General features: G+C 46.7%; 22 protein-coding genes. 13 read left to right on the top strand and 9 right to left on the bottom strand.

All coding sequences use genetic code 11. From position 1 onward, the window contains the following. A complete protein-coding gene (gene radC, locus DB398_RS07650; protein WP_108423787.1) occupies positions 1–699 on the bottom strand; it encodes a RadC family protein in 699 nt (232 codons plus the stop codon). A 54-nt stretch (positions 700–753) separates the two neighbouring features. On the opposite strand from radC, the gene DB398_RS07655 reads away from it, so the two are divergent. Continuing rightward, positions 754–1,206 (top strand): DUF1569 domain-containing protein, encoded by a 453-nt coding sequence (locus DB398_RS07655; protein ID WP_108423788.1) that lies wholly within the window; start codon positions 754–756, stop codon positions 1,204–1,206. Between the two features lies 1 nt (position 1,207). Here the strand turns inward: DB398_RS07655 and DB398_RS07660 are convergent, their stop codons facing one another. Next, positions 1,208–2,566: a UDP-N-acetylmuramate--L-alanine ligase gene (locus DB398_RS07660; RefSeq protein ID WP_108423789.1), complete on the bottom strand. Its 1,359-nt coding sequence runs from the start codon at positions 2,564–2,566 to the stop codon at positions 1,208–1,210. Between the two features lie 96 nt (positions 2,567–2,662). Between DB398_RS07660 and DB398_RS07665 the strand changes: the two genes are divergently transcribed. From DB398_RS07665 to DB398_RS07675, 3 genes are all read left to right on the top strand, one after another. Beyond that, positions 2,663–2,974, top strand: a complete 312-nt coding sequence (locus DB398_RS07665; protein ID WP_108423858.1) for a cupin domain-containing protein — start codon at positions 2,663–2,665, stop codon at positions 2,972–2,974. Between the two features lie 2 nt (positions 2,975–2,976). After that, positions 2,977–3,762 carry an SDR family oxidoreductase gene (locus tag DB398_RS07670; RefSeq protein ID WP_108423790.1) on the top strand — a complete coding sequence of 262 codons (786 nt, stop codon included), beginning with the start codon at positions 2,977–2,979 and terminating at the stop codon, positions 3,760–3,762. Between the two features lie 95 nt (positions 3,763–3,857). Beyond that, complete coding sequence (locus DB398_RS07675; RefSeq protein WP_108423791.1) at positions 3,858–4,235, top strand: DoxX family protein; 378 nt, start codon at positions 3,858–3,860, stop codon at positions 4,233–4,235. Positions 4,236–4,353: 118 nt separating this feature from the next. Here DB398_RS07675 and DB398_RS07680 read toward each other — a convergent pair whose 3' ends face one another. From DB398_RS07680 to DB398_RS07705, 6 genes are all read right to left on the bottom strand, one after another. Beyond that, positions 4,354–5,079, bottom strand: a complete 726-nt coding sequence (locus DB398_RS07680) for a LytR/AlgR family response regulator transcription factor (protein ID WP_108423792.1) — start codon at positions 5,077–5,079, stop codon at positions 4,354–4,356. Then, complete coding sequence (locus DB398_RS07685; RefSeq protein WP_108423793.1) at positions 5,076–6,134, bottom strand: sensor histidine kinase; 1,059 nt, start codon at positions 6,132–6,134, stop codon at positions 5,076–5,078. Before DB398_RS07685 ends, DB398_RS07680 begins: the two co-directional genes overlap by 4 nt. A gap of 59 nt (positions 6,135–6,193) precedes the next feature. Then, a complete protein-coding gene (locus DB398_RS07690; protein ID WP_159076347.1) occupies positions 6,194–6,403 on the bottom strand; it encodes a hypothetical protein in 210 nt (69 codons plus the stop codon). A 222-nt stretch (positions 6,404–6,625) separates the two neighbouring features. Next, on the bottom strand, positions 6,626–7,147 hold the full coding sequence (locus DB398_RS07695) for a DUF4136 domain-containing protein (protein WP_108423795.1): 522 nt from the start codon (positions 7,145–7,147) through the stop codon (positions 6,626–6,628). Positions 7,148–7,212: 65 nt separating this feature from the next. Next, complete coding sequence (gene obgE / locus DB398_RS07700; protein WP_108423796.1) at positions 7,213–8,214, bottom strand: GTPase ObgE; 1,002 nt, start codon at positions 8,212–8,214, stop codon at positions 7,213–7,215. Positions 8,215–8,270: 56 nt separating this feature from the next. Beyond that, positions 8,271–9,377 carry an adenylate kinase gene (locus DB398_RS07705; protein ID WP_108423859.1) on the bottom strand — a complete coding sequence of 369 codons (1,107 nt, stop codon included), beginning with the start codon at positions 9,375–9,377 and terminating at the stop codon, positions 8,271–8,273. Positions 9,378–9,495: 118 nt separating this feature from the next. Between DB398_RS07705 and DB398_RS07710 the strand changes: the two genes are divergently transcribed. From DB398_RS07710 to DB398_RS07730, 5 genes are all read left to right on the top strand, one after another. Then, complete coding sequence (locus DB398_RS07710; protein ID WP_108423797.1) at positions 9,496–10,653, top strand: 5-(carboxyamino)imidazole ribonucleotide synthase; 1,158 nt, start codon at positions 9,496–9,498, stop codon at positions 10,651–10,653. A gap of 50 nt (positions 10,654–10,703) precedes the next feature. Then, a complete protein-coding gene (gene purE, locus DB398_RS07715) occupies positions 10,704–11,195 on the top strand; it encodes a 5-(carboxyamino)imidazole ribonucleotide mutase (protein WP_108423798.1) in 492 nt (163 codons plus the stop codon). A gap of 66 nt (positions 11,196–11,261) precedes the next feature. Then, a complete protein-coding gene (locus DB398_RS07720; protein WP_108423799.1) occupies positions 11,262–13,292 on the top strand; it encodes a M3 family metallopeptidase in 2,031 nt (676 codons plus the stop codon). Between the two features lie 109 nt (positions 13,293–13,401). Beyond that, complete coding sequence (locus DB398_RS07725) at positions 13,402–13,956, top strand: sigma-70 family RNA polymerase sigma factor (RefSeq protein WP_108423800.1); 555 nt, start codon at positions 13,402–13,404, stop codon at positions 13,954–13,956. 2 nt (positions 13,957–13,958) lie between these two features. Further along, positions 13,959–14,189, top strand: coding sequence for a hypothetical protein (locus DB398_RS07730; protein ID WP_108423801.1), 231 nt, complete (start codon positions 13,959–13,961; stop codon positions 14,187–14,189). Here DB398_RS07730 and DB398_RS07735 read toward each other — a convergent pair. Beyond that, the gene (locus tag DB398_RS07735; protein ID WP_108423802.1) at positions 14,186–15,010 is read right to left on the bottom strand and encodes a UbiA prenyltransferase family protein; all 825 of its coding nucleotides are present in this window, start codon (positions 15,008–15,010) and stop codon (positions 14,186–14,188) included. The two genes, DB398_RS07730 and DB398_RS07735, sit on opposite strands and share 4 nt — an antisense overlap. Positions 15,011–15,136: 126 nt before the next feature. On the opposite strand from DB398_RS07735, the gene gcvP reads away from it, so the two are divergent. The 4 genes from gcvP to DB398_RS07755 all read left to right on the top strand — a co-directional run bounded on the left by gcvP (position 15,137) and on the right by DB398_RS07755 (position 20,937). After that, positions 15,137–17,986: an aminomethyl-transferring glycine dehydrogenase gene (gene gcvP, locus DB398_RS07740; RefSeq protein WP_108423860.1), complete on the top strand. Its 2,850-nt coding sequence runs from the start codon at positions 15,137–15,139 to the stop codon at positions 17,984–17,986. A 167-nt stretch (positions 17,987–18,153) separates the two neighbouring features. Next, positions 18,154–19,212 carry a 3-oxoacyl-ACP synthase III family protein gene (locus DB398_RS07745; protein WP_108423803.1) on the top strand — a complete coding sequence of 353 codons (1,059 nt, stop codon included), beginning with the start codon at positions 18,154–18,156 and terminating at the stop codon, positions 19,210–19,212. Between the two features lie 170 nt (positions 19,213–19,382). Then, positions 19,383–19,901 carry a class I SAM-dependent methyltransferase gene (locus DB398_RS07750; protein ID WP_108423804.1) on the top strand — a complete coding sequence of 173 codons (519 nt, stop codon included), beginning with the start codon at positions 19,383–19,385 and terminating at the stop codon, positions 19,899–19,901. Positions 19,902–20,094: 193 nt separating this feature from the next. After that, positions 20,095–20,937 carry a glycosyltransferase family 2 protein gene (locus DB398_RS07755; protein ID WP_108423805.1) on the top strand — a complete coding sequence of 281 codons (843 nt, stop codon included), beginning with the start codon at positions 20,095–20,097 and terminating at the stop codon, positions 20,935–20,937. Positions 20,938–21,066 lie beyond the last annotated feature (129 nt).

The raw sequence follows: 21,066 nt of genomic DNA on the forward strand, positions 1-21,066 counted from the left end.
TTATAGGATTCCTTTGTCCGCGAAGCTCAGATATTGGTGCTGGGCCACGATCAAGTGGTCCAAAATTTTGATATCCAACGCTTCCGATGCTTTTTTGAGCTTTTCCGTGATCTGTTTGTCCGCCAAACTGGGTTTTAGTGTGCCAGACGGGTGGTTGTGTGCCAAAATGAGGCCCACGGCCCCTAGTTCCAGTGCCTGTTTCATCACCAACCGCACATCTACCAAAGTACCAGTGATGCCCCCCTTGCTCAACTGCGATTTGTGGATGACCTTGTTGGAGTTGTTCAGGTATAAGATCCAGAATTCTTCATGCGGCAACTCCCCTATCAATGGGTACAGCAACTCAAAGGCATCCTTGCTACTGGTTATGGCCGTGATCTTCTTGGTATCCTCCATTCTCCTTCGGCGGCCCATTTCGAGTGCCGCAGCTATGCTGACAGCCTTTGCTTCCCCAATACCCTTGAATCTCATCAATTGGCTAACGGAGAGCTTTCCCAGTTCATTGAGGTTGTGGTCCACTGAGGCCAAAATGCGTTTGGACAGCTCCACAGCACTTTCCTCACGGCTTCCGGAGCCTATCAAAATGGCGATCAGTTCGGCATCCGACAAGACAAAACAGCCCTTCTGCACCAATTTTTCCCTTGGCTTGTCATCATCGGCCCAATTCTTAATGGAAAAGGAAGCTAATTTTTCTTGCATGGTCTAAAGATAGGAGATTAATTTTATGTAATTTCCATAGATAAATTCCATCCCATGAAATCACTTTTTGACCCTTCCGCACATACCGAAATCTTATCCAGGGTAGACCAACTTTCCGAGGCTTCCGAAGGGCAATGGGGCAAAATGAAAGTGGGCCAGATGTTGTGCCATTGCCAGTATCCGCTAAAAATAGGTTTGGGGCGACACAACCCCAACAGCAAGCCTAGCCCAATGCTAAAGTTGATGGGCAAGCTTTTCAGGAAAAGCCTATATAATGATAAACCTTGGCGACAAAATCTGCCGACGGCAAAGGCTCTCAAAGTGGTAGAGGACAAGGATTTTGCAACAGAAAAGGAAAAACTGGTCACTTTGATCAACGATTTCCATCAACAAAAAGACAAGAAAGTCTGGGACCCCCATCCCGTCTTCGGTACTTTCACGCATGAACAATGGGGACAGATGCAGTACAAACACCTGGACCACCATTTAAGACAATTCGGCGTTTAGGCTATTTCAAAAAAATAGCCTCCAATTTTTCAAAATCGATGCCCCCATAGTTCCCGGAACTCATGAACAATAAGGTAGTGTCCTTATAATTCTGGGCGAACAGGTAGTCCTGAAAGGCCAAGGAATTCGTGAAAATTTGGACATCCATCCGATTCAGGGCCTCCATGATCTGCTCCTTGGTCACTTCCTGCAGCCCTTTCACCTTCACCGATTCCGGGGAATAAAAGACCACTGCTGTGTCTGCGGCATCCAAAGCCCCTCGGTATTGCTTCAGGAATTCGGGGTTCAGACTGCTGTAGGTGTGCAGCTCCAAACAGGCGATCAACCGGTGTTGCGGATATTGCTCCTTCACTGCTTTTGTGGTGGCACTGACCTTGCTCGGTGCGTGGGCAAAATCCTTGAAGGCTATCCTATCCTTTCCCTCGACCAGTTTTTCCAGACGCTTGGAAGCCCCTTTAAAAGTGGCCATGGCCTCATAAAAATCCATTTCGTCCACCCCCATTTGCTGGCAGATCCATTTGGCCCCTGCCAAATTGCCCAAATTATGTCTTCCAAAAATTTCAAGCGGCATTTCGCCATCTGGCGTATCCAGCAGGGTTTTCCCGTCTTCCACTCGGTACTGAGGCGTGCTGTACGGGAACTTTCGTATGGGATTTTCCGTGGTCTCCACTATTTTGCTCACTTCGGGATCTTCCGAATTGTAGGTGATGCTACCGCCCTTTACAATGCTGTCCACAAAAATGCGGAACTGTTCCACGTAGTTTTCAAAAGTGGGAAAAACGTTGATATGGTCCCATGCAATGCCGCTCAAGAGGGCAATGTTGGGCCTGTACAAATGGAACTTGGGCCTTCTGTCCGTTGGTGATGAAAGGTATTCGTCCCCCTCCAAGACCATAAAATCGTTTTCCTCGGTAAGATGCACCATTTTATCAAATCCGTCCAACTGGGCCCCCACCATATAGTCCACTTCAATGTCATGGTAGCGAAGCACATGCAGGATCATGGAGGTAATGGTGGTCTTGCCATGGCTCCCTCCAATAACCACCCGGGTTTTGTGTTTGGAATGTTCGTAGAGAAATTCGGGATAGGAAAATAGCTTCAATCCCAGCTCTTGGGCTTTCAAAAGTTCCGGGTTATCAGCCTTGGCATGCATGCCCAAGATCACGGCATCCAGGCCTCCGTGGATTTTTTCAGGGAACCAACCAAACTCTTGCGGCAACAGGCCATTGGCCTGCAACCTGCTCTTGGACGGTTCAAAAATGACATCGTCACTCCCTGTTATTCCGTGCCCCTGCTCCTGCAATGCCAGTGCCAGATTGTGCATGGCACTGCCCCCGATGGCTATAAAGTGTATGTGCATCAATACGGTTTATGGTTCAAAAATAGCCATTGGACCTACCAATACAAACAAAGAAACCATCTTATTAATTTCTATCTTGCCAAAAATTTTGTCACGATGAACCTATCCGAACTACAATCAAAGGAAATTATGCCGGGCTACCATGGAAAATTAATCCACGGGGAGCAGATGAGCTGGGTGTTCTGGGATGTGGAAAAAAACGCCGTAGTACCTGAGCATAGTCACATGCACGAACAAATCATGCACGTGGTGGAAGGGACTTTTGAATTTACCCTTGATGGAAAAACAGATACCTATGGCCCTGGGGATGTGGTGATCATCCCTTCGCATGCGCCACATAGTGGAAAAGCCATCACAACTTGTAAATTGATGGACATTTTTAGTCCCGTTCGGGAAGAATACAGATAGCCATGAACATTTCACTCAAAGGTAAGACTGCCCTCGTAGGCGGGAGCAGCAAAGGAATCGGCGAGGCCATAGCCAGGCAATTGGCATCCAGTGGGGCCAGTGTAACGCTTATGGCACGGAGCGAGGAACGCATGGAGGCCATCGTAAGGGAAATGGACACTTCCCAAGGACAGCAACATCAATATCTGGTGGTCGATTTCTCCAATTTTGAAGCGTTCAAAGCCAGCATTTCAGCATTTTTTGAACACAACACCATCGATATTTTGGTAAACAACACCCAAGGTCCACAAGCTGGTGGTGCCCTGGAAAAGAAGGTCGGGGATTACCAAGAAGCTTTTGACCTGTTGTTCAAATCCGTGGTTTTTACCACAGAACTTGCCTTGAGACACATGCAACAGAACCAATGGGGAAGAATCATCAACGTGGCCTCCATTTCGGTGAAGGAACCACTGAACTATTTGGCGCTCTCCAACTCCATAAGGGCGGCCGTGGTGACTTGGGCCAAAAGTCTGGCCTATGATGTGGCCAAGGACGGAATCACCATAAACAGCACCTTGACAGGTTATTTTGACACGGACCGCATTGCCCAACTCAATATGAAAAAAGCAGAAACCCTCGGCATATCAGCTGAAGATGTGCGCTCCAACATGGAAGAACAAGTTCCTATGAAGCGGATAGGAAAGCCTGAAGAATATGGTTTTTTGGTCACTTTCCTTGCTTCGGACCAAGCTGCTTTTATTACCGGGACCAACATCCCCATTGATGGAGGATTATTGAAATCCCTATAATCATTTTTTATTATAAATAAAAATATATTCCAAACAAATTAACATATGTTTATTTTTTGAATACATTTATTGGATAAACCATAAAATCCAACTCTATGAATTCAAAAGTTTTTTTGGTGGTCCGCATACTTTTGGGACTGTTTGTCCTGGTCTTCGGACTCAACAAGTTCTTAAATTTTATACCTGCTGGCGGTGAAATGCCCGAACCTGTAATGAACTATTTCGGTGCAATCTCTTCCACACACACCATAAGCTTGGTGGGCATTGTTGAGGTATTGGCGGGACTTGCCTTGATACTCAACAAGTATGGTGCCCTCATGTCGTTAATCTTGATGAGCGTATCTGTAAATGCCGTTATGTTCCACGCTACATTGGCTCCTGAGGGCATTGGTCCTGCCTTGGGCCTTTTGATATTGAACATTATCGTATTGATTGGGTATAAAGATCGGTACAAGGATCTTCTCCGTCCATAGGACTAAAAAGAGACTTTCTGTCAATTCGAGCGCAGTCGAGAATTTATTGGTTGCTGACAATCAAGAGGTTTCGACTGCGCTCAACCTGACAAAATCCAAACTTTAGCCTCCTGCCTTGTTATAAACTCATTCGATCTTTAAAAATATAGGACTGCCTTCGCGACACTTCCACTTCTTCCCCGTTCCTTAGGGTGAGTTTTAATTTACCATTGAACCAAGGGACCACGTTTTCGATGAAGTTGGTGTTGACAATTTGCTGGCGGTTGGCCCTAAAAAAAGTCTCCTCTGGGAGTTTTTCCTCCACTTGGTTGAGCGATTTGTACAGCAGCGGTTTTTTATCGTCAAAAAACACCTTGGTGTAATTGCCGACAATCTCGAACAGCGAAATGTCCCCAATTTTCACCAACCAGCAAGATTCCCCATCCTTGATGAATATTTGGCTGCCCTCCGTCAGTTTCTTGGTCTTGTCACTGTCCCTTTTCGCCGTTTCCATCTTGGCCCTTACTTTTTCCAGTGCCATGGCAAAACGCTTTTCGTTCACGGGTTTGAGCAGATAGTCGAGGGCATTGTATTCAAACGATTTGATGGCATACTCATCAAAGGCGGTGGTAAAAATAGTCATGGGCACTTCGTCCAACATCTCAAGAAGTTCAAAACCATCTTTCTCGGGCATATTGATGTCCAGGAACAAAAGATCGGGATTTTCGGCCTGTATCAACCCATACCCTTCATCCACGTTCTCCGCCTCTCCCACAAGCGTTATGTCATCATACTTTTTCAAGAGCTCTTTGAGCTCATTGCGTGCCAATCTGGAATCTTCTACTATGACTGCCCGGATATTCATGTGAGTGGAATGGTTATTTGGGCTACGACCTCATCGGCCACTTCCTCCAATTTAAACGATGCACGGTCGGCATACAACAATTTCAATCGTTGTTTTATATTTTTCAATCCCAATTGCGTGGAATCCTTGGATATGTTCAGTTGTCCCGTATTCCTGACCTCTATGAGCAAATGATCTTCTTTTTGGACGATTTTCAAAAGGATCCTGCCCCCGTTTTTCAGATTGGCGATCCCGTGCTTGGCGGCATTCTCCACCAGCAATTGAATCACCATGGGCGGGATTCTGAGGTCGAGGGTCTCGGCATCCACTTCTTTGACAAATTCCAACCTGTCCTCAAATTGGATCTTGGAGAGGTCGATGTAGTTGTCCACCACTTCCAGTTCCTCCCTCACCGCAATATCGTTGATGTTGTTCTTGGTCAATGAGTACCGCAAGATCTCTGATAGCTTTGTGAGCATTTCCCTGGATTTTTCCACATCTTCCAACATGAGTCCTCGGATATTGTTGAGACTATTGAACATAAAGTGTGGGTTGATCTGCCCCTTCAAGGTGTTCAGTTGCGCTTGTTTCAAATTCGTGTTCAGTTCCAAGCGTTCTATCCTGTCCTGATTGAGCTTGAGCAATAGGGTAATGACCAAATAGGTGACTATCCAAGCTCCCACCAAGAAAAGTGAGTTCAGTACTTGGATCCAGAAATTGTCATAGCTCTTGAACATGCGGAGCTCATTCTCCGTCAGTGGGGGGCCAAATTTGCCATATAGAAATCCAAAGAACATGTTCAGCAGACCAAACACCACGGATGTCAATACAAATGAAGCTAGGATTTTTAGAATATCCCTTGGCCCAAAGTTATCAAAATGCACATTCCGCTTTAGGTACCATCTCAATATGGACGTGGGGAGAATCCCGATAAAAGTACCTGCAATAACAGAATACAGGGTCAATTCCATAGTGATGCCCTTCGGCACAAACGCCGCTATGGAATTGATGAAACCCCAACCCAAAAATTGCAGGATCCAAAAGGTCTGGTTTCTTCTTTTATTGCTTAATTCCATATCACTTGGCTATACTGCCAAATATAATCCATTGTTTCCTTGAAATTTGTCCAATGTCCTTATGATTCTTGCGCCCTATTCCTTCTGAACAGCCCACAACAGGACTTACTGGAAGGCAAAAAAACAATCCAGACCATTGTCATACCGGTGTAGAAGAATGGAAAGTAGTCCGAGTACTCCCAACCATTGAACTTGCCATACATACCTATGATCCCTCCTAAAATTCCCATGGCCATGACCACTTTTTGGGATGTGTTGAATTTTCTCATTTTGTTGAATTTCAAACTAGTGATTTAAAGAAGAATGCTAACCAAAAGGGTGATGATCAATTTTGCCAGTGCTATCATGGTGGTTTGCTTTTTATGTTACGCAAGGCTAAAGTAGTGGATGATGGCCTGCCGCCAAATGGGTTTATGACCAATGGTCATATGGATCACCTGAACGGTAATGACACTCCGATATCCTTAAATAAAAGCTTTGGAAAAACTGTACTAGTTCTTCGGAGGGAATTTGGAAAACACTTTTTTCACCAGTACTTCGAGCCTGCGCTCCCTTTCACTGGGAGATGCATTTTCCCGATACCCGCTTTCCGCAGTGGCCTGCCAGAAAAGGGCATCCCTTTGGGCATCCACAAAATCGAACTGAATGTTGCGCTGGACACTTGGGCTTCCCAAGGGCAATCCCACGGATATGCCTCCACCCATGTTCCTTCCGCCTCCGCCAAGACCTACGCCCACGGAATTTTTGGGTGCCGCCTGGAACTCGTTGCTCAATATATTGACAAAGATTTCAGGTTCCTCGGCCAAGCGGTACCCTCTCGATTGAAGGGTGGAATCCAAAATGCGGACAAGCCGTTTTTCATCCAACTGGCTCAAACCAGAATTCATTTCGGGGAAATAATTGTAGGTGGTGTATCCTGAGAAATCGACTTCCTTATCGTAATCATAACTCACCCGAACGGAAGAACAGGACGCCAACAACAAGCTGAAAACCACAATCAAAGTATTGCGCATAACGGTCGTTTCTGGATTCCTTAAAAATAATCAATATATTGATTATGAGTGCAGAAGTAAAAGCATTATTCGTCCAAAAGCACCCAAAGCTTATCCTTGAGTTCCTGTATGCCCAAACCGCTTACCGATGAGATGAAGAGATAGGGAACATCCTTGAAATCTTCCTTCATGTCCTCCTTCATTTCTTCGATGAGTTCAGCATCCAGCATATCACATTTGGAAATGGCCACCAATCGGTTTTTGTCCAGCAGCTCTGGATTGTACCTGCGCAATTCGTCCAAAAGAATGGCATATTCCTGACTGATGTCCTTGCTATCGGCCGGAATCAGGAAAAGTAAAGTGGCATTCCGTTCAATATGGCGCAAGAAATAGTGTCCAAGTCCCTTGCCTTCGGCGGCCCCTTCAATGATTCCGGGGATGTCCGCCATCACAAAGCTCCTAAAGTCCCTATACTCCACAATGCCCAAATTGGGTTTGAGGGTGGTGAACTCATAATCTGCAATTTTGGGCTTTGCCGAAGTCATTGCGGAAAGCAGTGTCGATTTTCCTGCATTGGGAAAACCGACCAGACCAACGTCGGCCAATACTTTGAGCTCCAAGGTGATCTTGGTTTCTTGTCCGGGTATGCCCGGTTGCGCATAGCGCGGTGTCTGGTTGGTGGGACTCTTGAAATGCCAGTTGCCACGGCCTCCCATTCCCCCTTCCAAGACAATTTTTTCCTCTTGGTCCTCGGTAATCTCGAAAAGCACTTCGTTGGTTTCCGTATCCCTGATCACGGTGCCCAAGGGCACTTCCAGATACACGTCGGACCCATCGGCCCCGGTGCTCCGGTTTTTACTGCCATGCTCCCCGTGTTCCGCCTTAAAATGCTTTTTGAACTTGAAATGGACCAAGGTCCATAGGTTTTTGTTCCCTTTTATGATGACATGTCCGCCTCGGCCCCCATCACCTCCATCGGGGCCTCCCTTGGCCACATATTTTTCGCGGTGCAAATGCGCAGAGCCCTTGCCCCCGTTTCCGGAGGAGACAAACACTTTCACATAATCCACAAAATTCCCCTCGGTCATGTTCTTGGTATTGTTGGTAAATAAAACGGTAGCAGCCTAAAAACTGCTCTCCTATATTACAAGGTATCGATTATCTTGCTCAGTCGCCCTGTAATGTCATCGATGTTGCCTATCCCGTTCACGGAATGGAATTTCCCCTGTTTTTCGTAGTAGGCCTTTAACGGGGCCGTTTTCTCGTTGTATTCGTCAAAGCGGTTACGGATCTTGTCCTCATCCTGATCATCGGAACGACCACTGCTCTTACCGCGTTCCAGTAATCGCGCCACCAACACATCATCATCAGCCTCTAGGGCAATAGTGGCATCCACCTTCATGTTCTTGGATTCCAAAAAGTTGTCCAGTGCCTCTGCTTGGGCAGCCGTGCGTGGAAAACCATCAAAAATGAAACCTGCTGCATCCGGGCTTTTCTCCACCTCGTCCTTCAGCATGTCTATCGTTACCTCATCCGGCACCAAATCGCCCTTATCTATAAAGGACTTGGCCAATTTGCCCAGATCGGTCCCGTTTTTAATGTTGTAGCGGAAAACATCCCCTGTGGATATGTGTTTCAGGTTATACTTTTCCTTCAAGAACCCTGCTTGGGTCCCTTTTCCAGCTCCTGGCTTTCCAAAAAGCACTAGGTTGATCATATCTGATTCATTTAATTGGTAAACTTCCCTAAGATTTCTGCCCAATTCGTTGTAGTCCAGCCCATACCCCACAATAAAATTATCGGGAATCTCCAGGCCCACATAGTCGATGGCATACTCACCATTATATACTTCGGCCTTGTAAAAAAGGGCCGCTATCTTAAATTCCTTCACATTGGTATGGGAAAACAGGTGCACCAACTGTTTCAGGGTACGGCCCGTATCCACCACATCCTCCAAAATGATCACGCTCTTGCCCTCGATCTCTTCCGGCGCGTCCAACAAGGTTTCCACGATTCCCGTGGAAGTCAACCCTTGATAAGAGCTCAACCGCACAAAGGAAACCTCACAGGGATTCTGGTAGGCTTTCAAAAAATCGGACACGAACATAAAGGCCCCATTCAGCACACCCACAAAGAGAGGCGTCTCGTCCTTGTAGTCTTTGGCAATATCTTCGGCCATTTTCTTGATGGCGGCAAGGATTTCCTCTTCCTTTAAGTAGGGCTTAAAAAACTTGTCGTGAAGCTTGATCAATGTTCTGCTATTAATGGTCAGGTTGGCAAAGATAGTATTTTTGGGGTGGTATGTCCACCTATCTTTTATCCCTTCAAGGAATTCATGTATTTTTGCTTTCATTCCAATTCGCTGATCAATGCAATTTTTTTCATCCGATTTTAAACTGGGCATCTTGGGAGGAGGCCAATTGGGCAAAATGATGCTCTACGAAACCCGCAAATGGGACATCCGCACAAAGGTGATGGATGCCTCGCCCGAAGCCCCTTGCAAAATAGCCTGCAACGAATTTGTGCTGGGCGATTTGATGGATTTTGATGCCGTTTACCATTTTGGGAAGGATGTGGACGTACTCACCATCGAGATCGAAAACGTAAATGTGGACGCCCTTGAAAAACTGGAACATGAAGGCATCAAGGTCTACCCTCCCACCAAGACCCTTCGGACCATACAGAACAAGGCCACACAGAAGCTTTTTTATACGGACCACGGCATCCCGACGGCACCGTTCACCCGTTTTGCCTATACTTCGGAAATCGAGGACAGCATCCATAACGGAGGCCTCCAACTGCCCTTTGTGTGGAAAAGTGCGCAGTTTGGCTACGACGGCCAGGGCGTGAAAGTGGTGCGAAAACTGGAAGACCTCCAAGACCTACCCAATGTGGAATGCATTGCAGAGCAAATGATCGGTTTTAAAAACGAATTGGCCGTTATCGTGACAAGGAGCACCAAAGGTGAGGTGAAGACCTACCCCGTGGTGGAGATGGAATTTCACCCCGAGGCCAACCAAGTGGAATATGTGATCTGTCCCGCCCGAATCGATGCGACCGTTGCCCAAAAGGCGCAGGAAATTGCACTGAAGGTCTCGGAACAAATGAAACATATTGGCCTGCTTGCCGTGGAAATGTTCCAGACCCAGGACGATGAGATCTTGGTGAACGAAGTGGCTCCAAGACCGCACAACAGCGGACACTACAGCATAGAAGCCAGCTATACCAACCAGTTTGAACAACACATCCGTGCCATTTTGGGACTTCCCTTGGGAAAAACCGACAGCAAGGTGGCCGGCATCATGGTCAACTTGGTGGGGGCCGAAGGACATACGGGCGATGTGGTCTATGAAAACATGGCCGACATCTTGGAAATGGAGGGCGTGACCCCGCACATTTATGGAAAAAGAGAGACAAGACCCTTCCGGAAAATGGGACACGTCACCATTGTGGACGAGGATATGGCCAGGGCCCGAAAAGTGGCCCAAGAAGTAAAGGAAACCATCAAGGTAATCACCAACAAATAGCAAACTATCAAGTTCAGGTTTGGTATTTGGGATTTAAAGATTGAAATTTTATGAAAAAAGTAGCCGTGATCATGGGAAGCACCAGCGACCTTCCCGTTATGCAAGACGCCATTGATATATTGAAAGAATTTGGGATCACCGTTGACGTGGACATTGTTTCCGCGCACCGCACTCCTGAAAAATTGTTCGATTTTGGCAAAAATGCCCACACAAACGGATATTCGGTGATCATTGCCGGGGCCGGAGGGGCCGCCCACTTGCCCGGAATGGTAGCTTCATTGTCCCCATTGCCCGTGATAGGCGTGCCCGTAAAGAGCAGCAACTCCATAGATGGTTGGGATTCCGTCCTCTCCATTCTCCAGATGCCCGGCGGGGTGCCCGTGGCCACCGTAGCGCTGAATGGCGCCAAGAATGCGGGCATATTGGCCGCACAGATCATAGGCAGTTCCAATCCGGAGATCCTGAACAAGATCCAATCCTACAAGGAAGGACTGAAGGAGAAAGTCATCAAAGGAGCCGAAGAGGTGCGGAAAATGAAATAAACCGCCAATCACAACCTCTTTACTTTGTAAAGCCTCTGGCTATCATACACTATTATCGATTTACCCATGAACAACCCACTATTGGAGCCTTTTGACCAAGCTCCGTTTTCCAAAATAAAGAACGAACACTTCAAACCGGCTTTTCTTCAGGCCATCGATGATGCCAAAAAGGAAATCGACGACATCGTGGAAAACCCGGATGCCCCCACTTTCCAAAACACCTTGGAGGCCTTGGATTTTGCAGGGCAGCAGTTGGACCGTATTTCCAGTGTGTTTTTCAATCTGAATTCCGCGGAGACCAATGAGGACATTCAAAAGATAGCCCAAGAAGTGTCTCCCCTTTTGTCCGAATTCAGCAATGACATCACCCTGAACCAAGGCCTTTTTGAACGCATCAAGGCGGTCTATGAGCAGAGAGATGTTTTGAAACTCACTCCCGAGCAGCAAACCCTTTTGGAAAAGAAATACAAAAGCTTTAGCAGGAACGGGGCCAATTTGAACGATTCGGATAAAAAGCGATTACGGGAAATCGATGCCGAACTTTCCAAACTGAAATTAAAGTTTGGGGAAAACGTTTTGGCCGAGACCAACAAGTACGAAATGCACCTTACCGATGAGGAAGACCTCAAAGGTCTGCCCGAAGGCGAAAAAGAAGCCGCTGGGCAGTTGGCCGAATCCAAGGGGAAAGACGGCTGGCTCATCACGTTGGATTACCCCAGCTATATCCCCTTCATGAAATATGCAGAGAACAGGGAGTTGCGGAAGGAGCTTTCCATTGCGTTTGGCAGTAAGGGTTTTCATGGAGATGAACTGGACAACCAGGAAAATATCCTAAAAATAGTTTCATTGCGCCACGAACGTGCCAACCTTCTGGGCTATGCCACCCATGCCCATTTTGTTCTGGAAGAACGTATGGCTGAAACCCCGGAAAAAGTAATGGATTTTCTGAACGAGCTGCTCGAAAAGGCAAAACCCGCCGCAGAAAGGGAGTTTGGGGAACTGGAGGCATTTGCCAAAGATCTGGACCAAATAGACCGATTGGAAAAATGGGACAGTGCCTTCTATTCTGAAAAGTTGAAGCAAAAGCTCTTCAATCTGGATGATGAGAAGCTAAAACCGTATTTCAAACTGGAAAATGTGATCAACGGCGTTTTTAAAGTGGCCGAAAAACTCTTCGGACTTAGGTTCAACGAAGTCCAGACCATAGAAAAATACCATCCGGATGTAAAGACGTATGAAGTGTATGACGACAAAAACAACTTCATTTCACTCTTCTATGCCGACTTCCATCCCAGACCCGGAAAGCGTGGTGGAGCTTGGATGACCTCGTTCAAATCCCAGTACACGCTGAACGGAAAGAACAACAGGCCCCACATTTCCAACGTCTGCAATTTCACCAAGCCGACCAAATCCAAACCCTCACTGCTCACCTTCAATGAGGTGACCACACTTTTCCATGAATTCGGGCACGGGCTACACGGCATGTTGGCCGACACCACCTACCCTAGCCTTTCGGGCACTTCGGTGTATTGGGATTTTGTGGAACTGCCCAGTCAGGTCATGGAAAATTGGTGTTATGAGAAAGAGGCCCTGGAACTTTTTGCATTTCATTATGAGACCGGGGAGTTGATCCCCATGGAATTGGTGGAAAAAATAAAGGAATCCGCTACCTTTCAGGAAGGAATGGCCACGGTGCGCCAATTGAGCTTTGGCTTTTTGGACATGGCATGGCACAGCAACGATCCATCCAACATCAAAGATGTAAAAGCATACGAGGCCAAGGCGTTTGAAGGCACGGACTTGTTCCCCGATACCCCCCAAACCTGTATGAGCACATCGTTTTCCCATATTTTCCAAGGAGGCTATTCCTCTGGATACTACAGCTACAAATGGGCCGAAGTGCTGGATGCGGATGCTTTTGCCCATTTCAAAGAGAATGGCATTTTCAGCAAAGCGGTCGCCGATAAGTTCAAGGAAAATGTGCTCTCCAAAGGAGGAACGGAGAACCCGATGGAACTCTACAAACGTTTCAGGGGAGCGGAACCCAATATCGATGCGCTCTTGGAAAGGGCCGGACTCATCAAAAAAGCAAGCTAAATGCAGTAGCTGCGCAATGGACAGATGGTTTTGGACGAAAATTGGGACACATCTTACCCGCGACCATCCTTTGCAGCATAAAAACCACTATTTTTGCTACTTCTAAACTATGGGCAAGCACGAACTTCATCCGCAGAATTGGGTAGATCTCTATGCAGATTACCTTTTCAACTACGCCGTAGCCAGGGTCAGCGATGCAGAAATTGCCAAGGATCTGGTGCAGGAAACCTTTTTTGCCGGACTCAATTCTTCCAAAAACTACAAGGGTGATGCCGCCGAGCGTACCTGGCTGGTCTCCATATTGAAACGAAAGGTCATAGACCACTACCGCAAGAGCAATTCCAAAAAAGGAAAAGCTGAGGTTCGCATCAATTATAGTGCGGATTCCGAATCTGAAGGAGATTGGTTGGAAGAGCAAGTGGCCGACCCTTTTACCAGGGATGGGGACAATATATTGGAGAACGAGGAGCTGGGGCTGGCCTTGCAGGAGTGTTTGGACAAATTGCCCAAAAAGCAGGCCCAAGTCTTTAAGATGAAGACCATCCAAGGAATGGAAACTGAAGATATTTGTAATGAGTTGGACATTAATCCGTCCAATTTGTGGGTAATGATCCATAGGGCAAGGACCTCGCTTATGGGTTGTATGAACGAAAATTGGTTTTAGCTATGAAGATTTCATGCGAAGAGGCGTCACATATCTGTAACAAATCCCAATACAAGGAGGCAAGCTTTTGGGACATTGTAAAGCTTCGGTTCCATCTTTGGAACTGCAAGACCTGTAAAACGTATTCCAAAAAGAATTCCAAGTTGACTTCCCTTTGTGATCGCGCAGGTCTTTCCACGCTGTCCGAACACGATAAGGAATGTATGAAACGTGACCTTGAAAAAAGGCTCTAAAAAAACCGCTCCACCCACCAGAACATCCCAAACCAGAAGACCGGGATGGCCTCTACCCAAAACGATACAAAGTATCGGGATTTCATTCTTTTATTGGCGATAAGCACCAAAATCAAGACCAGCGTAAGGCCCAACCTCAGTTCCATCTCAACGTGATGGACCCCATCTTTCAAAAAAGTCAGCAGAAAAAAGACGACGGCCAGTGTAATCCCCAAATTTTGGGTCCGTCTTATCCCTAAAACCTGCGGCAAGGTCCTCAAATCTATATCGTCCCATTGCAAGTCCCTGATCTCAAAAGGGATGATCAGCACCAACACCAACAACACCCGTTGCAGAAAAAGCACCCAAAAATCCCAATCAATCGGTATCTGCGCATCCAGAACAGGCAAAAGCACCGTGAAACCGGCCCACACAAAGGCCACAATATAGATTTTCAACCCGCCCAGGCTCCTTAGGTTTTTTGCACTGGGCAGAAATGGAACGGCATACAATGCGGACAATAGGCCCAAAATCACCGTGGCCCACCAAATCTTGGCGTGCAGTTGCAACAAAAAATACAGTGCAAAGCCAAACGACACAAAACTGAAAATTTGGATGACTTTGTGATAGGCATTGGAAACGATCAAATATTTGTAGGCCTCCACCCCATATTTGATGAAATTGTAACAGACGATCACCCCAAAAAAAATGAATCCCATTAGGTTGATATCGGAAGAAATGCCCAACAAATGAAAGGTGACCCCGGCCAACGACAATACGGACAAGGCCACATGGATGCTGGCATCCAGATAAAAATCAAAAATGAACTTCAATGTCTTCATCTTCACGGGTTTTCCCTTCGTTCTTAAACGGTTGATCAGTGGTTAACAACTTTGACCCACTCACCTTCAAAATTGCCCATTTTCATTGAATTTATCCCTAATTTTGTGCACTTTATTGGATTGAACATGAATACAGAAGTGTTTGCCGCCAGACATATCGGCATATCAGAAAAAGACCTTCCCCAAATGCTTAAAACAATCGGGGTGGACACTGTGGAACAGCTCATCTACGAGACCATTCCCGATGATATCAAACTCAAAAAACAACTGGACCTTCCCGAAGGGATCAGTGAGCATGAGTTCCTGAACCATTTGCAGGGACTGGCCCAGAAGAACAAGGTTTTTAAGACTTATATTGGCCTGGGCTACCATGAATCGCTCACTCCTTCCCCCATTAAAAGAAACATTTTGGAAAATGCGGGATGGTATACTGCCTATACACCTTACCAGGCCGAGATTGCCCAAGGAAGGCTGGAGGCCCTGCTCAATTTCCAGACCATGGTGATTGACCTCACAGGAATGGAAATCGCAAATGCATCCCTTTTGGATGAAAGTACCGCTGCCGCCGAGGCCATGACCATGCTGTTTGAACTGCGCAGCAGACAACAAAAAAAGGATAACGCGTCCAAATTCTTTGTTTCGGAAGAAGTACTCCCACAAACGGTAAGCCTTCTCGAGACCCGTGCCATACCTTTAGGTATCGAATTGGTCATCGGCAATCATGAAAGTTTTGATTTCTCCTCCGAATACTACGGCGTTCTCTTGCAATATCCCGGAAAGCATGGCCAAGTACATGATTATGGGACCTTTGTGGAAAAAGCAAAAACCAACGAGATCAAAGTGGCCGTGGCCGCCGATATCCTGAGCCTTGTGCTATTGAAAGCCCCTGGTGAATGGGGTGTGGACGTAGTGGTGGGCACTACACAGCGATTTGGAATTCCATTGGGCTACGGAGGGCCCCACGCGGCATTTTTTGCCACCAAGGAAGAATACAAAAGAAGTATTCCCGGGAGGATCATTGGCGTGACCAAAGATACGGATGGCAACCGTGCGCTACGTATGGCGTTGCAAACAAGGGAACAGCACATCAAAAGGGACAAGGCCACATCCAACATCTGTACTGCACAGGTTTTGTTGGCCGTCATGGCAGGAATGTATGCCGTGTACCATGGCCCTGATGGGTTGAAATACATCGCCAACAAAGTACATAAGCACACCAGATCGTTGGCAAGCACACTGGAGTCCCATGGGTTCCAACAGACAAATACCGCTTACTTTGACACGATAACGGTCAAGGTAAAACAAGTTGAAAAACTAAAACAAGCCACTGAAGGAAAAGGGATCAACCTAAATTATGTTGACCCTGAAACCGTCTCCATTTCATTGAACGAAGCTGTTTCCGATCAAGATGTGCAAGTATTGGTTTCCTGCTTTTTGGAAGCCCATAACATCCAAAGAAAAGAAGCCAATGTTGCCAAAGAAGAGGCAATTCCAACTGCCTTGCAACGAAAAACGCCATTTTTGGAGCATGAGGTGTTCAATTCCTACCATTCCGAGACCGAGTTGATGCGCTACATCAAACGATTGGAACGCAAGGACCTTGCCCTCAACCATTCCATGATCTCCTTGGGCAGCTGCACCATGAAGTTGAACGCAGCTTCCGAAATGCTTCCCTTGAGCTGGCCCCATTGGGGCAACATCCACCCTTTTGTTCCTTTGGAACAGGCCCAGGGCTATCAAGAAGTATTGAAATCGTTGGAAGACCAATTGAATGTCATTACCGGGTTCTCGGCCACTTCCCTTCAGCCCAACTCTGGGGCACAGGGAGAGTATGCCGGTCTGATGGTCATTCGTGCCTATCATGAATCCAGGGGCGAAGGACATCGGAACATCTGCTTGATCCCAGCATCCGCGCATGGAACCAACCCAGCATCCGCCGTCATGGCAGGTATGAAGGTGGTGGTGACCAAAACGGATGAAAAAGGGAACATCGACGTGGCCGACTTGGAAGAAAAAGTACAGCTCCATGCTGAGAATCTATCCACTTTGATGGTGACCTACCCATCCACGCACGGTGTTTTCGAATCTTCCATCAAACAGATCACCCAATTGATCCACGATAACGGGGGACAAGTCTATATGGACGGTGCCAACATGAATGCCCAGGTAGGGTTGACCAACCCTGCCACCATTGGTGCGGACGTGTGCCACCTCAACCTGCACAAGACCTTTGCCATCCCTCACGGCGGTGGCGGTCCAGGGGTAGGACCTATTTGTGTGGCAGAGCAATTGAAACCGTTCCTCCCCTCCAATCCTGTGATCAAAACGGGAGGCAAAGAAGCCATTACGGCCATTTCCGCAGCCCCTTGGGGAAGTGCATTGGTCTGTTTGATCTCTTACGGATACATTAAGATGTTGGGTGCGGAAGGACTTACGAATGCCACAAAAGCGGCCATATTGAATGCCAACTATATCAAAGACCGCCTCAAAGGCAAATTTGATGTGCTCTACACCGGCGAAAGAGGCAGGGCTGCCCACGAAATGATCATCGATTGCCGACCTTTCAAGGCCAATGGGATTGAGGTAACGGACATAGCCAAACGTTTGATAGATTACGGCTTCCATGCCCCTACAGTATCTTTTCCTGTAGCTGGAACGCTGATGATAGAGCCCACCGAAAGTGAAAGTATTGCCGAACTTGACCGGTTCTGCAATGCGATGATTTCCATTCGGGAGGAAATTGATGAGGCGAGTGCCCACGAACCAAACAATGTCCTTAAAAATGCCCCACATACGTTGGGTATGATCACCAGCGATGTCTGGGAGCATCCGTATAGCAGACAAAAGGCCGCATTTCCGTTGCCCTATGTAGCGGAAAACAAGTTTTGGCCCAGCATCCGAAGAACCGATGAAGCATTTGGGGATCGTAATTTGATATGCTCCTGTGCTCCGATTGAAGCGTACGCAGAAGCATAGCAAACCCTTGCAGATACAAACAAAAAGCCTTGGCCTACAGTTTAGGTCGAGGCTTTTTTCATTATAAAATTCAATATGGGAGCAGTTGGACATTGTAAGATTTATTATGCATGCATAATATTTATTGTTATCAATGTGTATCTTCTATCAATTTTAAAAACCTCAACATGAAAATTGGGATTACGGGAACCGGGAGCTATATTCCCTCCATCATCACCAAAAATGAAGCTTTCTTGCAGCATCATTTTATGGAAACGGATGGCACCACTTTTGATCAGGACAATACCGTGATCATTGAAAAGTTCAAGGCCATCACGGGAATAGCAGAGCGACGTTACGCCAAACCCGAGTTCAAAACGTCCGATATGGGCTACTTGGCCGCCGAAAAGGCCATCTCCCACGCAGGTATTGACAAGGAAGAACTGGATTACATCATCTTTGCCCATAACTTTGGCGACCTTGTTCAAGGAAAAATTCAAGGAGACACCCTGCCCAGTCTGGCCACCCGCGTGAAGCACCTGTTACGAATAAAAAATCCAAATTGCGTGGCCTATGATCTTATTTTTGGTTGCCCGGGTTGGATCGAGGGCGTTGTTCAGGCAAAGGCCTTCATCAAAAGTGGAATGGCCAAAAAATGTTTGGTGATCGGTGGGGAGACCTTGTCCCGTGTCATTGACCAGCATGACCGTGATAGCATGATTTTTTCCGATGGGGCCGGGGCGACCATTTTGGAAGCCAATCCCTCCTCCGGAGAAATCCTATCCCATGCCACCCAAACTTTTGCCGAGGAAGAAGCCTACTATCTCTATTTTGACAAAACCAATAGCGCCGAGGGCTGCAAGGACACCCGATATATTAAAATGCAAGGGCGGAAAATCTACGAATTTGCCTGTATCCATGTACCCAAGGCCATGGCTAGCTGTTTGGACAAAAGTGGCGTAGGCATCGAAGCCGTGAAAAAGATATTCATCCACCAGGCCAATGAAAAAATGGACGAGGCCATTATCAAACGGTTTTACAAGATCTACGGAAAGGATGTTCCCGAAAACATCATGCCCATGAGCATCCATGAACTGGGCAACAGCTCCGTGGCCACCATCCCAACACTGTATGACCTAGTATTGAAAGGCGAGCTGCCCCAGCATGAACTCCAAAAAGGGGATGTGGTCATCTTTGCCAGCGTTGGTGCAGGAATGAATGTCAATGCGATTGTTTATCGATACTAAACAACAAATTCAAGGATCAAGTTCAAAAGGTTCGTGCAATTCCTTTCTGCGGCAGGTGGGCGTCTCAAACAAAGATGCAGGACTCAAGAAACAAGAATCCATTAACTCAATAACCAAATAACTCAATAACTTAATTGGGATTTGTGGTTTGTTTTTTGGAATTTTAGCGAATGTACGAGAACAACTTTCCCAACAAACGCTACAAGCACACCTTGGCGTTTTTGCAAAAGCATATTGGCACCTCAGAATCCATTTTGGACCTAGGGGTCGAAAATCCCTTTTCAGAAATCATGAAGGCCAACGGATACCAAGTGGAAAACACCAAAGGTGAGGATCTGGATGTGGATTTTGAAGCCGTTTCCCAATCCGATGCCAGTGTGGTGACCGCCTTTGAAATATTTGAACATATGGTGGCGCCCTACAATGTACTGAAAGAGATCAAGGCCAATAAATTGGTGGCCAGCATCCCCATGCGACTTTGGTTCTCCCCGGCTTATCGGAGCAAGACCGATCTTTGGGACAGGCATTACCACGAATTTGAGGACTGGCAATTCGATTGGTTGTTGGAAAAGGCCGGGTGGACCATAAAGGATTCGGCAAAATGGACCAATCCCGTTAAAAAGGTTGGGATCCGACCACTACTGCGGTATTTCACCAACCGATACTACATTGTTTACGCAGAAAGATAGTTTATCCCAATCTCCAAAGTACAAGTTCAAGTCCCAAGTTCAATTTTAAAGGGCTCATGGAGTTCCTGCCTTCGGCAGACGGGCGTATCATTTGAATACATTGGATACATGAAACAAGAACCAAATAACCGAACAACTAAATAACCCAATAACTTCTTTGGGATTTGTGGTTTGTTTTTTGGAATTTTAACACATGTGGATCAGCATTGTCATTCCAGCACACAACGAAGCAATTTATTTAAAGGATTGTCTGGATTCCTTTGTGGGACAGACCCATTTGCCCAATGAGGTGATTGTGGTGGACGACAACTCTTCAGATGCCACTTTTGCAATCGCCCAGGACTTTGCACAGAAATACCCTTGGGTCAAAGTGTTCCAACGAACCTCTTCGGATGAGCATATCCCCGGCAAGAAAGTGGTGGACACCTTCAATTTTGGCTTACAGCACACTGCTGAATTTGATCTTATCGGAAAGTTCGATGCGGACATCATCCTTCCTCCCCATTATTTTGAAAGCATGGTAAACTTGTTTCAGGCCAATTGGAAACTGGGCATGTGTTCCGGTTTGCTCTTTGTCCAAAAAGGAAGGGATTGGGTGTATGAGAACATTGCGGACAAAACGCATATCCGGGGGCCTATCAAACTGTACCACAAGGCCTGTTTCAACAAGATTGGAGGGTTGCGGCCCGGAGTGGGTTGGGACACTGTGGACACCCTCTTGGCCAAATACCATGGTTTCGAGACACAGACTGTTCCCGAACTGAAGGTCAAACATCTTCGCTCTACCGGACATGGTTACAGCTCCAAGAACTACCAGGCCAAGGGAACAGCACTCTACAAAATGCGCTACGGCATTGTCCTGACCAAGATCGCAGCACTCAAGATGGCCTTGCAGGCCAAAAGCCCAGGGCTCTATTTTCAAACCATTTTGGGATTCCTAAAAGCATACTTCCAACAAAAGGATTTTTATGTTTCCAAGGAAGAAGGAAAGTTTATCCGAGGGTACCGCTGGAAAGGGATTTGGTCCAAAATATAAGATTTCATACGCATTTACAGCTCTTATTGTATTGATTGTCTTACAGGATTTCAAACAAAAATCGATTCGTCAATTGAAAATGGACATCCATCAATTCGACCCCTACCCAAGTATCAAATCCTACTACCT

Origin of the sequence: Flagellimonas amoyensis (genome assembly GCF_003058265.1) — a bacterium.
Lineage (GTDB): Bacteria > Bacteroidota > Bacteroidia > Flavobacteriales > Flavobacteriaceae > Flagellimonas > Flagellimonas amoyensis.

Bases quoted from the DNA above. Each gene is read 5' to 3' on its own strand.
- DB398_RS07735 (WP_108423802.1), bottom strand. From the start codon at position 15,010: ATGAAGACATTGAAGTTCATTTTTGATTTTTATCTGGATGCCAGCATC.
- DB398_RS07725 (WP_108423800.1), top strand. From the start codon at position 13,402: ATGGGCAAGCACGAACTTCATCCGCAGAATTGGGTAGATCTCTATGCA.
- obgE (WP_108423796.1), bottom strand. From the start codon at position 8,214: ATGACCGAGGGGAATTTTGTGGATTATGTGAAAGTGTTTGTCTCCTCC.
- DB398_RS07690 (WP_159076347.1), bottom strand. From the start codon at position 6,403: ATGAGAAAATTCAACACATCCCAAAAAGTGGTCATGGCCATGGGAATT.
- DB398_RS07685 (WP_108423793.1), bottom strand. From the start codon at position 6,134: ATGGAATTAAGCAATAAAAGAAGAAACCAGACCTTTTGGATCCTGCAA.
- DB398_RS07660 (WP_108423789.1), bottom strand. From the start codon at position 2,566: ATGCACATACACTTTATAGCCATCGGGGGCAGTGCCATGCACAATCTG.
- DB398_RS07675 (WP_108423791.1), top strand. From the start codon at position 3,858: ATGAATTCAAAAGTTTTTTTGGTGGTCCGCATACTTTTGGGACTGTTT.
- DB398_RS07745 (WP_108423803.1), top strand. From the start codon at position 18,154: ATGAAAATTGGGATTACGGGAACCGGGAGCTATATTCCCTCCATCATC.
- gcvP (WP_108423860.1), top strand. From the start codon at position 15,137: ATGAATACAGAAGTGTTTGCCGCCAGACATATCGGCATATCAGAAAAA.
- DB398_RS07655 (WP_108423788.1), top strand. From the start codon at position 754: ATGAAATCACTTTTTGACCCTTCCGCACATACCGAAATCTTATCCAGG.
- DB398_RS07750 (WP_108423804.1), top strand. From the start codon at position 19,383: ATGTACGAGAACAACTTTCCCAACAAACGCTACAAGCACACCTTGGCG.
- DB398_RS07665 (WP_108423858.1), top strand. From the start codon at position 2,663: ATGAACCTATCCGAACTACAATCAAAGGAAATTATGCCGGGCTACCAT.
- DB398_RS07720 (WP_108423799.1), top strand. From the start codon at position 11,262: ATGAACAACCCACTATTGGAGCCTTTTGACCAAGCTCCGTTTTCCAAA.
- DB398_RS07680 (WP_108423792.1), bottom strand. From the start codon at position 5,079: ATGAATATCCGGGCAGTCATAGTAGAAGATTCCAGATTGGCACGCAAT.
- radC (WP_108423787.1), bottom strand. From the start codon at position 699: ATGCAAGAAAAATTAGCTTCCTTTTCCATTAAGAATTGGGCCGATGAT.
- DB398_RS07670 (WP_108423790.1), top strand. From the start codon at position 2,977: ATGAACATTTCACTCAAAGGTAAGACTGCCCTCGTAGGCGGGAGCAGC.
- DB398_RS07755 (WP_108423805.1), top strand. From the start codon at position 20,095: ATGTGGATCAGCATTGTCATTCCAGCACACAACGAAGCAATTTATTTA.
- DB398_RS07730 (WP_108423801.1), top strand. From the start codon at position 13,959: ATGAAGATTTCATGCGAAGAGGCGTCACATATCTGTAACAAATCCCAA.
- purE (WP_108423798.1), top strand. From the start codon at position 10,704: ATGAAAAAAGTAGCCGTGATCATGGGAAGCACCAGCGACCTTCCCGTT.
- DB398_RS07710 (WP_108423797.1), top strand. From the start codon at position 9,496: ATGCAATTTTTTTCATCCGATTTTAAACTGGGCATCTTGGGAGGAGGC.
- DB398_RS07695 (WP_108423795.1), bottom strand. From the start codon at position 7,147: ATGCGCAATACTTTGATTGTGGTTTTCAGCTTGTTGTTGGCGTCCTGT.